We start from the raw sequence: 15,703 nt of genomic DNA, 5'->3' as shown, positions 1-15,703 counted from the left end.
GAGCTGTTTTTGCAGTTGATTTCGGTGCAATTTGTTGGGCGCTTGCAAATCCGAGTCCTATAACTACGGACAATGCTGTTAATAATTTTTTCATTTTTTTAATGTTTAAGTTTATGCTAAGTGGTATTTTTATAAGAATAAAATTACGCAAATAATATGCGCGAAAGTTATTGGTTAATAATTTTAACTAAAATTTAAGATTCTGAGTAAGAAGAAATTCAAAAATTTGAAGTTCAGTATTCTTATTAGGAATACAAAGGTGCATTAAATTAATTCGCTAAATTTGCAACTTCATCACGATTTCGGAAAAGTCCCGAAGTCGCTTTTCCGTTTTAATTTAGGGGTCTTTTCAAAGTCCATTTTTATATCTTCAGAATAGAATATGCCGTTAAAAAACATCACAGAATCATTTCTACCACAACTTCTACATCTAGGATTTGGCAAAGAATTATTTACACAACTCGATCAACATAAACATCTTGCTGTAAAATCATTTGCTGGGTCATCGCCGGCTATATTCGCTGCAGAATTATTTATGATTAAAAAGAAATCGCTTCTTTTCTTGACCGATGATAAAGAAGATGCTTTATATATCACTTCAGAATTAGAGGATTTGTTGGGCAAAGAAAATGTGCTTTATTTCCCACCGACGCATTTGGAACCTTATCAAATTGAGAAAACTCAAAATGCCAATTTGGTTTTAAGAACCGAAGTTTTGAATAGGATTCACAACGATAAAAAACCGCGAGTAATGATTGCGCCATTTGCATCTTTGGCGGAGAAGGTGATGAAGAAAGAGGATTTCAAAGCGATTTCGCATACCATTAAAACGGGCGATCAACTGGATTTTAATTTTACCGAAGAATTGCTGCAACAGTTTAATTTCAATCAAACCGATTTTGTTTCAGAACCTGGAGAGTTTTCTGTAAGAGGTGGGATTGTCGATGTTTTTTCTTATTCTAATGAAGAACCTTATCGAATCACTTTCTTCGGAAATGAAATAGAAAGCATCAAAACGTTTGATATTGAAACACAACTTTCAAAAGAAAAAGTAAAGGAATTTCAGTTGGTTTCGAACATGAATTTTTCTGTTCAAGGAACTAAAGTTTCTTTGTTTAATCTCGCACCGAAAGATTTAGTTGTGATTACCAAGAATGCTTTTGTGGGTTTTAATTTAATTAAAAATTTCTACGAAAAAGCAGAAGCGAAGTTTGGAACTTTAAATACAGAAATTAGACAGTTGCCGCCGCAAGATCTTTTTGTTTCAGAAGAAGATTTTATTAAAGACATCAATCAATTTGAATGGGTCGATTTTACGTTACAGGAATTAAAAGGGAGCGTTGCTGAAATTGTGCAATTGAATCAAACTCCGCAACCTAGTTTTCATAAAAAGTTTGAACTTTTACTTGAAGATTTTGAAGAAAAACAAAATGATGGTTTTGAAACCTGGATTTCATTTTCGACTGAAAAACAGAAAGAGCGATTGGAATCTATTTTTAAAGAATTGATTTCACAGCAATCTTCTTCAGATAATGATGTTGATTCAAAAGATTTTGCAGAGAAAAAATCAAAATTTTTATTCAAATCTTTTAAATCAGAACTTCACGAAGGTTTTGTGGATTTAGACCATAAAATTTCGGTTTATACGGATCACCAGATTTTTGACCGTTATCAAAGATTTAAAGCCAAAAATGCATTTGCAAAATCCGAGCAGATTACGCTGAAAGATTTAATGCAGATGAAAGTCGGCGATTATATTACGCACATCGATCACGGAATTGGGAAATTTATGGGCTTGGTGAAAGTGAACAATAACGGCAAAATTCAGGAATGTTTTAAACTTATTTATAAAAATGGAGATTTGTTGTATGTAAGCATTCACTCTTTAAATAAAATTTCGAAATATAATGGTTCCGACGGGAAGGAAATTGTTTTGTCGAAACTCGGTTCTCCGGCCTGGAAAGCTTTAAAACAAAAAACAAAAGCGAAGGTAAAACAGATTGCTTTTGACTTGATTCGTTTGTATGCGCAAAGGAAAACAGCGAAAGGATTTGCCTTTACGCCAGATTCTTATTTGCAAAATGAATTGGAAGCCAGTTTTATTTATGAAGATACGCCCGATCAGGAAAAAGCAACAATCGATGTGAAAACGGACATGGAAAACGACACAGTAATGGATCGTTTGATTTGTGGTGATGTAGGTTTCGGAAAAACGGAAATTGCAGTGCGAGCGGCTTTCAAAGCGGCAACTGATGGGAAACAAGTTGCGATTTTGGTTCCGACTACGATTTTGGCTTTTCAGCATTATCGAAGTTTTACAGAGCGGCTGAAAGATTTTCCGGTTACTATTTCTTATTTGAACCGTTTCCGAACGGCAAAACAAAAAGCAGAAACTTTAGCGGGTTTAGCAAATGGCAAAATTGATATCGTAATCGGAACCCATCAATTGGTGGGAAGTTCGGTGAAATTTAAAGATTTAGGACTTTTGATTATTGATGAAGAACACAAGTTTGGAGTGAATGTAAAAGATAAACTGAAAACTTTAAAAAATAACATCGATACTTTAACATTAACGGCAACGCCGATTCCAAGAACTTTGCAATTTTCATTAATGGCGGCAAGAGATTTATCGGTGATTAAAACGCCACCGCCAAATCGGCAACCTGTTGAGACTCAGATTGTCGGTTTTGATGAAGAAATTATTCGGGATGCAATTTCGTATGAACTTCAACGAGATGGTCAGGTTTATTTCATTAATAATCGAATTGAAAATTTAAAAGATATTGCAGGACTAATTCAGCGCTTAGTTCCTGATGCTAAGGTGATTACAGGACATGGACAAATGGATGGGAAACAGCTGGAAAGAAATGTTTTGGATTTTATGGAAGGAAAATATGACGTTTTGGTTTCTACTACGATCATTGAAAGTGGAGTGGATGTTCCGAATGCGAATACGATTTTCATCAACGATGCACAACGTTTCGGGATGGCAGATTTGCATCAAATGCGTGGAAGAGTTGGTAGAAGCAACAGAAAAGCGTTTTGTTTTCTCATCACGCCGCCGTTTGATATGGTGACCAATGATGCGCGAAAAAGATTGGAAGCGATTGAGCAGTTTTCGGATTTGGGAAGTGGTTTTCAAATTGCGATGAAGGATTTAGAAATTCGTGGTGCCGGCGATTTATTGGGCGGTGAGCAAAGTGGTTTCATTAATGAAATGGGATTTGATACTTACCAGAAAATCATGCAGGAAGCTTTGGAAGAATTGCAGAATGATGAAGAATTCGAAGATTTATTTGAAAATGAAGAAGATCGTAAAAAGCTTTTCAAATCTACAAAAGAAGTAAATATTGATACCGATCTAGAATTGATGTTGCCAGATTCTTATGTTCAAAGTATTGAAGAGCGATTGTCGTTGTATCAAAAATTAGCTGAAATCCAAAGCAAGGAAGAATTGCATCAACTTGAATTGGAATTAGTTGACCGTTTTGGTGCTTTGCCATCAGAAGCCATAAATCTTCTAAAGTCAGTAGAGTTAAAATGGATTGCAGCAGATATTGGGTTTGATAAAATCGTAGTGAAGAACGGAATTTTCCTCGGATATTTCCCACAGAATCCGCAAGATAAATTTTATCAAAGTGAAAAATTCAGGAATATTATTTCTTACTTATCGAAGAATCCGAAAGAAGCTACTTTGAAAGAAAAAGTGAGTAAAGAAGGAAATCAACTGATGATGCGCAAAGAAAATGTTCAGAATGTAGATGCGGTGAATTCGGTTTTGGAAAGGATATTATCCAATTAATCATCGTTCAAAAGTTTCAATAAAATGTTTATTTTTGTTGACTAGCAGTAATTTTTTATATCTGTAAAATCAGTTTTGAATATCAATAAATCAATAGTATGAAATACCTTATCGTAGGTCTCGGAAATAAAGGCGAAGAATATACCGAAACCCGACATAATGTCGGGTTTAAAGTTGCTGAAAAAATCGCCGAAACCATTGAAGCTCCTTTCAAATCTTCCAATTTCGGGTTGTTAGCAGAAGGGAAATATAAAGGACGAAAAGTGTTTATTTTAAAGCCGGATACTTATATGAATCTTTCTGGGAACGCCGTGAAATTTTGGCTTCAGAAAGAAAATATTCCTTTAGAAAACTTGATGATTGTAACCGACGATTTGGCTTTGCCATTCGGAACTTTAAGAATGAAAATGAAAGGTTCTGATGCCGGGCACAATGGTTTGAAAAGTATTCAGGAGCAATTGCAAACTCAGAATTATCCACGTTTAAGATTCGGGATTTCTGCTGAATTTAGCGAAGGAAAACAAGTAGATTACGTTCTCGGAAAATGGGAAGGCGAAGAAAAAGAAAAACTCCCCGAAAGAATCGAGAAGTTTTCTAAAGCTTGTTTGTCTTTTGTTTTTGCAGGAATTCAAAATACAATGACGGGTTTTAATGGGAAGTGAAAATTTCACAGATATACACAGATATACACAGATTTCACAGATTTTTTTATTATAATTATCTGTGAAAATTGGTGTAATCCGTGCACCAATTATAAGAACGGATTTGATGAAAAAGAAACTTTATTTTTTCTTCCGACTCATTACCCAATCTGAATTGGTAAGGTTGTAAATCTTCTGAATATCTTTCAAGATTTTTTCAAAATCAATATCCAAATCGATAATTTTTCCTGTTGCCATATCGAAAACCCAGCCATGTACGATTGGATATTCATCTAAAATATATTCCTCTTGTACCGATGCCATCTTAATGACATTAATACATTGTTCCTGAACATTCAATTCAACCAAGCGGTCATACCTTTTTTGTTCGTTGGTAATGGCATCTAATTCTGTTTGATGTAATCGGTAAACATCTCGAATTGTTCTGAGCCAAGGATTCAGCAAGCCCAAATCTTCGGGGGTCATGGCAGCTTTAATTCCGCCACAACCGTAATGTCCGCAAACAATAATATGCTTCACTTGCAGATGTTCAACGGCATACTGAATTACTGCGGTAGAACTCATATCTAAAGTGTTCACGACATTGGCGATATTGCGATGCACGAAAAGTTCGCCCGGTTTCATCCCCATCATTTCTTCGGCAGAAACTCGGCTGTCCGAACATCCGATATACAGATAATCGGGATTTTGGTTAGCGGAAAGCGTTTTAAAAAAATCAGGATTTTCAGCCAATTGAGATTCCACCCATTTTTTATTGTTTTCGAAAATAACTTCGTATGATTTTTTCATTCAGTAAGAATTTTAGATTAGGAGATTCTTGTTTTTTTAATTTACGGTTGTAAAAATAAGTGCTAAAAATGAAATATGGAAATTTCGCCTAACTATTTTAGTTTATTGCTTGTTGGTCGCGTTTGGGAGGAGCAATTGTTTGCGGGGTTTGTTTCTGAACTTATGATTTTCATTTTTGTGGATTTGTGAATCTCAGAGCAATAATTGTGGATGATTTATTCTTTTATGGGAAATGAATCAATCTGCTCAATCAGTTGAATCTGTGAGAAAATATTTGTTTTGTTTTAATTTAAATAGACTCTCAATAAATTGTAATTATTTTGTCATTTTATTTAAAATGTTTATATTTGCAAAAGATTTACGGAAATTATAATGAAAAGGCCTTCGGAAGAAAGCCTTTTTTCGTAAGAGTATTTTAGAAAGATATGGAGTTTAAAGCGCAAATAGAACAACTATTAAATGATTTTTTAGCAGAAAGAGAAGATCTTTTTTTGATTGATATTAAGTTTTCTGTGACCGATCATATTCGGGTAATTTTAGACGGTGACCATGGAGTTACGCTTCAGGATTGTCTAGATGCAAGTCGTGCGATTGAGTTCAATATGGATCGTGATGAACATGATTTTTCTTTAGAAGTGATGAGCGCTGGCTTGAGTGAACCACTTAATATGCCAAGGCAATATCGTAAAAACATTGGCAGATCTTTGGAGTTGTTGATGAAGGATTCTTCAGAAATTGAAGGCGAGTTAACTAAAGTAGAAGATGATAAAGTCACCTTGGTTCTAAAATACCGAAAACCAAAAGAAATAGGAAAGGGAAAAGTAGATGTAGTTGAAGAAAGAGAAATCCCTTATTCCGATATTAAAAAAGCACTTGTTGCGATAAAGTTCTAAAAACAAAAGAGTGATAATTTATAATTAGGCACTCTTTTATGATAAATTGAATTAAATTTAAAGGGTAAAAACTTTATATTTCAAACCTTAAACAAAACATAGATAAATGGACGGTTTAGCATTGATTGAAGCATTTGGCGATTTCAAAGAAGACAAAAACATCAGCAAGATTGATCTGATGGCGATTATCGAAGACTCATTGAAAACTTTATTAAGAAAAAGATTTGATTCTGATGATCATTTTGATGTCATTGTAAATCCTGATAAAGGAGATTTTCAGATATTTTTAAATAAAGAAATTGTTGAAGACGAAATGTCTGAAGATGACGATTTGGAAATTGAAATTTCGGAAGCAAAAAAAATAGATCCAACTTTCGAAATTGGTGATGATTTCTCAGTGGAAATTCCTATCGAACAATTAGGAAGAAGAAGTATCTTGACGTTGAAACAGATTTTAGCAACCAAGCTTCAGGAGCATAATAACGCAGTTTTATACGATCAGTTTAGAGATAAAATTGGTGAAATCGTAATTGGTGAAGTACACCATATTCGTCACAAACATGTTATTTTGTTAGATGATGAAGAAAATGAATTCATCTTGCCAAAAGAAAATCAAATCCCTTCGGACTTCTTTAAAAAAGGAGAAAGCATTCGTGCAATTGTAGAAAGTGTTGATTTTAAAGGATCAAAGCCACAGATTATTGTTTCCAGAACGGCACCAAGGTTTTTGGAGAAATTACTGGAAATGGAAATTCCTGAAATCCAAGACGGTACCATTATTTTGAAAAAAGTAGTTCGTATTCCTGGTGAAAAAGCGAAAATAGCGGTAGATGCTTACGATGATAGAATTGATCCAGTAGGAGCTTGTGTTGGAGTGAAAGGTTCTAGAATCCACGGAGTTGTTAGGGAGTTGAAAAACGAAAACATCGACGTTATTCAGTGGTCTAAAAATCCTGAGATAATGGTGAAAAGAGCTTTAGGAAATATTACCATTAATAAAATTGAAATCAACGAAGAAACTAATTATGCATTGGTTTATACTCCCGTTGAAGAAATTTCAAGAGTAATTGGTAAGCAAGGACAAAATATCAGATTAGCTTCTTGGTTAAGCGGTTATGATATTGATGTTTATAGAGAAACGAGTGAAGATGATGATGTTGAATTAAGAGAATTCGCAGGAACGGAAGAGGGCGATATCGAACAATGGATTATCGACGAGTTCCGTAAAGTGGGACTGAATACTGCGAAAAGTGTTCTGGATAAAGAAACTGACGCATTGGTTAATTTAACCGACTTAGAAGAAGAGACCATTGAGGAGGTGAAACGCATCCTGAAAGAAGAGTTAGAAGACTAAAAATTTCTAAATACTGTATCTAAAGTTAAAATAGGTTAACTTTGCCAAAAATTAAAATAAAAGTATAAAGTATACATGCCAAAAATTAGATTAAATAAAGCGGTTAAGGAATTTAATATTTCGATGACAAGGCTCGTAGAATTTCTACATGCCAAAGGAATCGAGGTAGAAAGTAACCCGAACGCTCAATTGGAAGAATCGGCATATTCTGCATTAGAAGCTGAGTTCCGCAAAGACGGGGAACAAAGAAAAGCTTCTCATGAGGTGGTGATCGCTAAAATTCCGGAAGAAAAACTGGAAATTGAGCCGTCTCAACCTGAGGTAATAAGAGCCAAAGCAAGTCTTAGACCTGAAACCAGAATTTTAGGTAAAATAGACTTAAATCAACAGAAATCTGAAGTGAAGGAACAGCAGCCAGCTCCACCAGCGGAAGAGCCAAAACCTGTGGTTGAAAAAACTCCTGTTGCTGAAGCAGCTCCGGTTGTTGAAAAAGCCCCTGTTTCTGAAAAACAGGAATTTAAGGTTTTGGATAAAATTGATTTGTCGAAGATCGAAGGCAACAAGCCAAGATCATCCAAAAAAGATCAACCCAAAAAGCCTGAGCCGATTGCGGAAAAAGCACCTGTAGAAAAAGTACAGGAAGCTCCCGTTGCACCTGTAGTTGCAGAAACTCCAGTGCCAGTCGTAGAGGCTCCGAAAACAGAAGCGGTAACGCCGCCTGAATCGGATAAAATTGAAACGGTTTATAAAAAATTAGAAGGGGTGAAAATCCTTAAACAAACTGTAGATTTATCACAGTTTAATAAACCAAAACCTTCAGCAAATTCAGCCGCTGCCAAGAAGAAAAGAAAGCGTATTGAAAAACCTAATCCTACGGGTGGAGCAACTCAACAGGGAGCTCCAGGAAATCGTCCTCCTGGTCAAGGTCAAGGTAACCGTCCACCTGGACAAGGTGGCAATCGTCCTCCTGGTCAAGGTGGTGGTGGAAACAGACCTGGTGGTGGTTATCAAGGTGGTGGAAACAGAGGTCCTGCAAGAAGAGGTCCTGTGATGCCAGTTGAATTAACCGACGAGCAAGTTAAAAATCAAATTAAGGAAACTTTAGAAAAACTGACCAGTAAGGCAGGTAAAAATAAAGGAGCCAAATATAGAAAAGAGAAAAGAGTTTACAGAAGAGAACAAGACGAGCGTCAAGATGAAATCGATGCTGCTGACAGAACTCTGAAAATAACTGAGTTTATTACCGTAGGCGAATTAGCATCATTAATGAACGTGAGCCCGACAGAGGTAATTTCTGCTTGTTTCTCTCTAGGAGTTATGGTAACCATGAATCAGCGTTTAGAAGCAGATACTTTATTGCTTGTTGCTGATGAATTCGGATATACCATTGAATTCTCTGATGCTGATGTAGAAGAATCTGCATTAGAAGAAGATACCGATACTGCGGAAGATTTAATAGCTAGAGCTCCAATCGTTACCGTTATGGGACACGTAGATCATGGTAAGACTTCATTACTCGATTATATTAGAAAGACCAATGTAATTGCTGGTGAATCCGGTGGAATTACACAGCATATTGGTGCTTACAATGTGAAACTGGAGAACGGTCAGAGAATAACATTCTTAGATACGCCAGGTCACGAGGCATTTACCGCGATGAGAGCGAGAGGGGCGCAGGTCACCGATATTGCAATCATTGTAATCGCAGCAGATGATGATGTGATGCCACAAACGAAAGAAGCAATTTCTCACGCACAAGCAGCGGGAGTTCCAATGATTATTGCTATTAATAAAGTGGATAAACCGAACTCTAACCCAGACAATATCCGCCAGCAACTTTCTGCAATGAATGTTTTGGTAGAAGAATGGGGTGGTAATGTTCAGTCGCAAGAGGTATCTGCCAAGTTTGGTAACAATATGGACGCTCTTTTAGAGAAAGTATTATTGCAGGCTGAATTATTAGAATTAAAAGCCAACCCAAATAAAAATGCAAGTGGAGTTGTAATCGAGGCTTCTTTGGATAAAGGTAGAGGATATATTTCTACAATTCTGGTACAAGCTGGAACATTGAAAGTAGGTGATTATGTACTTGCAGGTAAAAATCACGGTAAAGTAAAAGCGTTGCTTGATGAAAGAGGGAAACCGATGGAAGAAGCAGGCCCTTCGATGCCGGTTACCGTATTGGGGTTAGATGGCGCACCAACTGCCGGAGATCGTTTCCGGGTGTTTGCAGACGAAAGAGAAGCGAAAACAATTGCAACCAAAAGAGAACAGTTGCAGCGTGAACAATCCGTTAGAACCAAGAAGCACGTAACGTTAGACGAACTAGGAAGACGTATTGCATTAGGAGATTTCAAAGAATTAAACATTATCCTTAAAGGTGACGTGGATGGTTCTGTAGAAGCACTTTCTGATCAGCTTCAAAGTTTATCTACAGAAGAAATCAGTGTTAAGATTATTCACCAAGGTGTTGGTCAGATTACCGAGTCAGATGTATTATTAGCAGCAGCGTCAGATGCAATCATGATTGGATTCAACGTGAGAGCTGGTGTGAATGCGAAAGAACTGGCTGATAAAGAAGAAATCGAAATCAGAACTTATTCAATTATTTATAAAGCAATTGATGAGGTAAAAGAAGCGATGGAAGGAATGCTTTCACCAGAAATTAAAGAACAGGTAATCGGTAACGTAGAAATCCGTGAAGTGTTCAAAATTTCAAAAGTAGGTTCTATTGCAGGATGTATGGTTCTTACCGGAAAAGTAACCCGAAATTCAAAAATTCGTTTGTTGCGTGATGGTATCGTAAAATTCGATGGAGAACTGGAAAGTTTGAAACGATTCAAAGACGATGCAAAAGAAGTCACCAAAGGCTACGAATGTGGTCTGAATATCAAAGGCTACAATGATATTGAAGTTGGCGATATTCTGGAAGTTTACGAAGAGATTTCTGTAAAGAAAAAATTAAAGTAATTCTTTAAATATATTTAAAACCTGCTAGTTTAGCAGGTTTTTTTTGTTCTAATGTTTTTAGGTCTAAAGGAGACTTTGAGAGTGACCAAACCATTTGTACCGTTATTTGATGACGCCTCAGAGACCTAGCGATCGAAATATTGCTTCATGGGTAGTTCATGAGGAGTTCATGAGAACGATGTTGAAAGGCTATGGTGAAAAGTTAGCTTTTCAATTCCCGAAAAGAGTCCTCTGAAAAATTTATCTTTTTCGCGGATCAGTGTTGTTATTTATTTGGGAGCTTTAGAAAAGCGTGTAAATCACTTGTCTTCATTAAGTTAGCTTTGTTGGTTGTATTGCGGCCAATCTCAATATTGGAAACGGATCCTTATCCGGTTTTGAGAGTGCATTAAAAACTTTTGTTGCCGATTGCAGTATTATAAAATATATTCATTGAATTTTCAGGATAATCCCCTGGTAACGGTAGTTTTTTATTTATACGCAAAAAAGCTTTTAATCCAAATATGTGTATGGATCTACAACTTTGAAGCTTTCCTCAGGAAAATAAATTTGAAGTTTTAATGAAATACTTATAAAGCAATATTAATCAAAGAATTCGAAATAATCTTGTCATAAACCCATCTAAAAAGCCATAAAAGCATCAATTTTCATACCAAAATTAAAAAACGTTGAATTAATGGTAATTGAAGCGGTGTTTTGTCATAGCATAAATCATGTTTTTAGCTTGTTTATATTAAATATAATTAACATATTTGTACCTTAAATATTAAAAAATGTTAATATGAATATGAAATTAAGAGTTCTGACCGTAGGTGTTCTGTTTTTTACAGGCCAGGCGGTAATGGCGCAGAAAGACTCAGCCAAGGTTAAGGATATCGAGGAGGTTGTGGTAGTAGCGTTTGGTAAACAAAAGAAAGAAGCTATTACAGGTTCTGTTACAACTGTTGACCAGAAAGTAATTGCTAGCCAGCAAGCTCCCAGTGTTACTGCAGCGTTGCAGGGTACGGCAGTGGGTGTAAATGTTATTACCAGTGGTGGTCAGCCGGGTAGTAATCCAGATATTTATATTAGAGGAGTAGGATCTATTAACTCCAGTACACAGCCGTTAATTATTTTAGATGGTTCTCCTTTTAATGGAAATATTAATACTATTTCTCAGGATCAGGTAGAGTCTATGACCGTTCTAAAAGATGCTGGTTCTACAGCATTATATGGTTCAAGAGCTTCTAATGGAGTAATTATCATTACAACCAAAAAAGGTAAATTAAATGCAAGACCTCAAGCAACCATGACTTCTTTAATTGGAGTTGGAATGCCTGCAGTTGCATTGCACAAAACTTTAGGAGGTGCAGATTTCATGAAATATTCATGGCAATCAATCAAAAATGCAAAAATTGTGGAAGGTGTTGCAAATCCAGGACAAGCTGCAAGTAATGGTTTGATAAGTAGTTTAGGTTATAATCCTTACAATGTCGCTAATCCAATCGATGCTAACGGTAATGTAGTTGCTGGTGCAAATTTACTTTGGGATACAGATTGGGAGAAAGCAATTGTAAACAAAGCAGCTTTCAAACAGGAGCACCGATTTAATATCAGTGGTGGTGATGCTAAAACAACTTATTTTTTAGCTGCAGATTATTTAGATCTGAGCGGATCAGTGAAAACTTCAGAGTTTGAGCGTACAGGTATTCGTTTGAATTTAGAATCTAAAGTAAAGGATTATTTAAAAGTAGGAATGAACTCTGCATTTAGTTCGTCTTCCTCAAACTTACCGATCCAATCTGGTAATACTTACGGAAGTTCAATCCAGTGGATCTACAGCTTGCCAAACATTTATCCTATTTTTAGAAGAGATGCAAACGGCTCTTTAATCAAAGATGGTTTTGGAAATAATATTTATGACTATGGTGCAAATGGTGCCGGGACATTAAATTCTCAAAGACCTTTATTCGAGAATGAAAATGCAGTTGGTGCTTTATACAACAACTACGATATCATTAAAAGAAGTAACTTTAACGTAAATGGTTTCGCAGAAATTGATTTCACAGATGATTTGTCATTCAGATCTCAATTAGCTTACGAACAATTTCTGTTTGATGAAAAAGCTTATGATAACTATGCTGTAGGTGCAGCCGCTTCTGTTGGTGGTCGTGTATCTCAGATTAGAGCTATAGGTAAAACGATCAACTTTACCAATAGTTTGAATTATAATAAGAGTTTTGGTGATCATAACATAGGTGCACAAGGAGTTTTCGAAGTGTATCAGTATACTTATGATTTCTTACAAGCGCAGGGAACTGGATTCTTACCAGGAAATGATGTACTAAATACGGCAACAGTACCTGAGTATATAGGTGGTTATGTAAACCAAGAAAGATTAGTTCGTTATTTAGGACGTGCTACTTATAACTACCAAAACAAATATTTCTTAGAAGGAACATTTAGTCAGGATAGTTCTACAAAGTTTTCGCCAGACACTAGAAAAGGAGACTTTTATGGCTTAGGAGCTTCTTGGGTAGTTTCTAAAGAAAACTTTTTAGCAGATAATAGTGTAATCAACTATTTGAAATTTAGAGGTTCTTACGGGGAATTAGGAAATAATAAAATCATCAGAGATGGTGCTGAAAGTTATTTTCCATACCAAACATTATTTTCCGCAGGTAATAATAATTTAGGTCAAACCGGAGTGATTTTAGATGCTCCGTCAAATTATGATTTAACTTGGGAAGCAAGTGTGAGTTCAACGATCGGGATGGATTTCGGTTTATTTAAAAACAGAATTACAGGTAACTTAGATTATTTCAAAAGAGAATCTAAAGACCTTATCTATTCAAGACCAACACCAGGATCTGTAGGAAATACTACGTACTTAGATAATGTTGGTGCAATCGAAAATTATGGTTGGGAGTTGAATTTAGCTTCGAAAAACTTTAATAACAAGAACTTCCAATGGACTACAAATTTCAATATCTCTACGTACAAGAATAGGGTGACTGAGTTAAGTCAAGCGTCGTTCCAAAATGGTACGAAAAGATTTGAAGTGGGTAGATCTATTTTTGATTTCTATATCCCAGAATGGGCGGGCGTTGATGCTCAAACAGGAATGGGGACTTGGTTTATTAATGATGTAGATGCTAATGGAGCTGTTATCGGAAGAAAAACAACTGCAGACTATAATTTAGCAAATCAAGCAGACAATAAAGTGTATGCGGGGAGTTCAATTCCAGACTTTTTTGGAGGTTTAACTAACTACTTCAAAGTAGGGCCAGTCGATCTTAATGTCTTGTTTAACTACAGTTTTGGTAGCTACGTATTCGATTCAACTTACCAATCGTTGATGGCTGGTTTCTCAAGACCAGGTTACCAACAGTCTGTTGATGTAATGAACGCTTGGCAGAACCCAGGTGATCTTACTGATGTTCCTATGAATATTCAGTCAACGAATAACAACAGCGCAACTTCAACTCGTTTCTTATTTAAGAATGATTATGTAAGATTGAAATCTTTAACTTTGGGATATAATATCAACAAAGATATGTTAGAATCCTTTGGTGTGAATCAATTTAGAATTTTTGTTCAAGGAGATAATGTTTGGACATGGCAATCTCACAAAGGTATTGATCCTGAGCAGTCTATTTCTGGAACAACAAATAGTCGCTCTTACCAATCAAGAACTTTATCTTTAGGGGTAACAGTAGGATTTTAATAAAAATAATAATTAATAGTTATATATATAAATATGAAAAACTTTAAAACATATATTATTGCTCTATTCGCAATTTTGGTCACTTTTCAATCTTGCCGGGATGAGTATTTAAACGAGCCTCAACCAACTACTAGTGTATCTCCAGAAGTGGTTTTCGGTTCGAAAGAGGGCGCTACTGCATTTATTGCGGGTATTATAAGAAATTCACGTGCGCAATACACTCCTTCTAACGGATCATCTTCGACAGACGCAGGAAATTTAGGTTCAATGTATTTTGCAAGAACTAACAAAGGAAACGATGTCGTGAATTCAGGAAGTTGGTTTGGATCTGATTATGAAAACAATAATAGAGAGGCAAATTATAGAAGAACTGCATTTACGTGGAACTTCTTGTACTTCCTAATTAATCAAACGAATGCATTGATTGAAGGCGTTGAAGAAAGTACTGCAATTTCGGCTGCAGATAAAGCACCGATTTTAGGTCAGGCTTATGCAATGAGAGCATTTTTCTATTTTGAATTAAGTTTGGAATTTCAAAATACTTATAATTTTGATACAGCTGCACCGGCGCCGCCGATCTATGATAAGCCAAGTCAATTAGAAGGTAAACCAATGTCTACACAGAGTGAAATGTATGCATTTATTATTTCTGATTTAGAAAAATCTATCGCAATCGGAAGTAATAGTCGTATGAACAAATCTTATTTCAATAAGCAAGTTGCTCATGGGATTGCAGCACGTGTATATCAAGTAATGGGTAACTGGCCAAAAGCAATAGAAAATGCTAATGCAGCATACGGTGGAAATGTAGCTAATGTTTTATCACCAGAAGCATACAAAGGAGGATTCAGCGATATGGATGCTGGTAAAGAGTGGATGTTAGCGAGCCCGCAAACTGATGATCAGTCTGCTTACTATTATACTGCACCGCATGCTTTCTTTACACAAACAGAAGCTGCATACAACAATACTTATATCAATGCAAATTTCAAAAATTTATTTTCTGCTACTGATGTAAGAAATACTTTTGTAACAACTACTCGTACTGATTACAGAAAAGTTTATACTACGAAATTTGTATTTGGTTTTGATTCTGATGTTCCTTTGATGAGAACTACGGAAATGATTCTGATAGAAGCTGAAGGGTTATACTACTCAAACCCTACAGCATCTCACGATTTGTTGTATCAATTGCAGAAAAATAGAGATCCACAAGCTGTTAAATCCAATAATGCTGGACAAGCTCTATTAGATGAAATTATGGTAGAAAGAAGAAAAGAATTATATGGTGAATTAGGGGTAGAGTGGTATGATGCCAAAAGACTTAGAAAAGGTTTACCTAGAGATCAAGGTGGCGTGCACCGTTTACCAATGACTGCGAATCCATTGATGCCGGATGACAAAAGATTTTTCTTGAAAATCCCACAATCAGAAATTGATGCTAATCCAAACATTCCTGCAAGTATCAATAACAATAGATAATCAACTATTTTTCAATAGTATTATAATATTGAAAGTCGCCTCTGC

Annotated in this window: 8 protein-coding genes; 7 read left to right on the top strand and 1 reads right to left on the bottom strand. The window is 35.8% G+C overall.

Annotation, left to right across the window (positions count from 1 at the left end):
• Window positions 1–382: 382 nt before the first annotated feature.
• Both mfd and pth read left to right on the top strand, forming a co-directional pair.
• On the top strand, window positions 383–3,802 hold the full coding sequence (gene mfd, locus WBY99_RS07750) for a transcription-repair coupling factor (RefSeq protein ID WP_423975759.1): 3,420 nt from the start codon (window positions 383–385) through the stop codon (window positions 3,800–3,802).
• Window positions 3,803–3,900: 98 nt separating this feature from the next.
• Window positions 3,901–4,464: an aminoacyl-tRNA hydrolase gene (gene pth / locus WBY99_RS07745; protein ID WP_423975758.1), complete on the top strand. Its 564-nt coding sequence runs from the start codon at window positions 3,901–3,903 to the stop codon at window positions 4,462–4,464.
• 120 nt (window positions 4,465–4,584) lie between these two features.
• Here the strand turns inward: pth and WBY99_RS07740 are convergent, their stop codons facing one another.
• The gene (locus WBY99_RS07740) at window positions 4,585–5,253 is read right to left on the bottom strand and encodes a carbonic anhydrase (protein WP_423975757.1); all 669 of its coding nucleotides are present in this window, start codon (window positions 5,251–5,253) and stop codon (window positions 4,585–4,587) included.
• Window positions 5,254–5,678: 425 nt separating this feature from the next.
• Here WBY99_RS07740 and rimP point away from each other — a divergent pair, with 425 nt between their 5' ends.
• The 5 genes from rimP (at window position 5,679) to WBY99_RS07715 (ending at window position 15,658) form a co-directional block, all read left to right on the top strand.
• Window positions 5,679–6,146 carry a ribosome assembly cofactor RimP gene (gene rimP, locus WBY99_RS07735; RefSeq protein ID WP_423975756.1) on the top strand — a complete coding sequence of 156 codons (468 nt, stop codon included), beginning with the start codon at window positions 5,679–5,681 and terminating at the stop codon, window positions 6,144–6,146.
• A 106-nt stretch (window positions 6,147–6,252) separates the two neighbouring features.
• Complete coding sequence (gene nusA / locus WBY99_RS07730; RefSeq protein WP_423975755.1) at window positions 6,253–7,500, top strand: transcription termination factor NusA; 1,248 nt, start codon at window positions 6,253–6,255, stop codon at window positions 7,498–7,500.
• 75 nt (window positions 7,501–7,575) lie between these two features.
• Window positions 7,576–10,470 carry a translation initiation factor IF-2 gene (infB, locus tag WBY99_RS07725; protein ID WP_423975754.1) on the top strand — a complete coding sequence of 965 codons (2,895 nt, stop codon included), beginning with the start codon at window positions 7,576–7,578 and terminating at the stop codon, window positions 10,468–10,470.
• A gap of 781 nt (window positions 10,471–11,251) precedes the next feature.
• A complete protein-coding gene (locus tag WBY99_RS07720; RefSeq protein WP_423975753.1) occupies window positions 11,252–14,176 on the top strand; it encodes a SusC/RagA family TonB-linked outer membrane protein in 2,925 nt (974 codons plus the stop codon).
• Between the two features lie 33 nt (window positions 14,177–14,209).
• Window positions 14,210–15,658: a RagB/SusD family nutrient uptake outer membrane protein gene (locus tag WBY99_RS07715; RefSeq protein WP_423975752.1), complete on the top strand. Its 1,449-nt coding sequence runs from the start codon at window positions 14,210–14,212 to the stop codon at window positions 15,656–15,658.
• The last annotated feature ends 45 nt before the right edge of the window (window positions 15,659–15,703 follow it).

The organism is Kaistella sp., from assembly GCF_049588135.1.
GTDB lineage: Bacteria > Bacteroidota > Bacteroidia > Flavobacteriales > Weeksellaceae > Kaistella.
Note: the sequence above shows the minus strand (reverse complement) of the source record. Positions and strands in the feature narration are given on the sequence as shown.

Bases quoted from the DNA above. Each gene is read 5' to 3' on its own strand.
- mfd (WP_423975759.1), top strand. From the start codon at position 383: ATGCCGTTAAAAAACATCACAGAATCATTTCTACCACAACTTCTACAT.
- pth (WP_423975758.1), top strand. From the start codon at position 3,901: ATGAAATACCTTATCGTAGGTCTCGGAAATAAAGGCGAAGAATATACC.
- WBY99_RS07740 (WP_423975757.1), bottom strand. From the start codon at position 5,253: ATGAAAAAATCATACGAAGTTATTTTCGAAAACAATAAAAAATGGGTG.
- rimP (WP_423975756.1), top strand. From the start codon at position 5,679: ATGGAGTTTAAAGCGCAAATAGAACAACTATTAAATGATTTTTTAGCA.
- nusA (WP_423975755.1), top strand. From the start codon at position 6,253: ATGGACGGTTTAGCATTGATTGAAGCATTTGGCGATTTCAAAGAAGAC.
- infB (WP_423975754.1), top strand. From the start codon at position 7,576: ATGCCAAAAATTAGATTAAATAAAGCGGTTAAGGAATTTAATATTTCG.
- WBY99_RS07720 (WP_423975753.1), top strand. From the start codon at position 11,252: ATGAATATGAAATTAAGAGTTCTGACCGTAGGTGTTCTGTTTTTTACA.
- WBY99_RS07715 (WP_423975752.1), top strand. From the start codon at position 14,210: ATGAAAAACTTTAAAACATATATTATTGCTCTATTCGCAATTTTGGTC.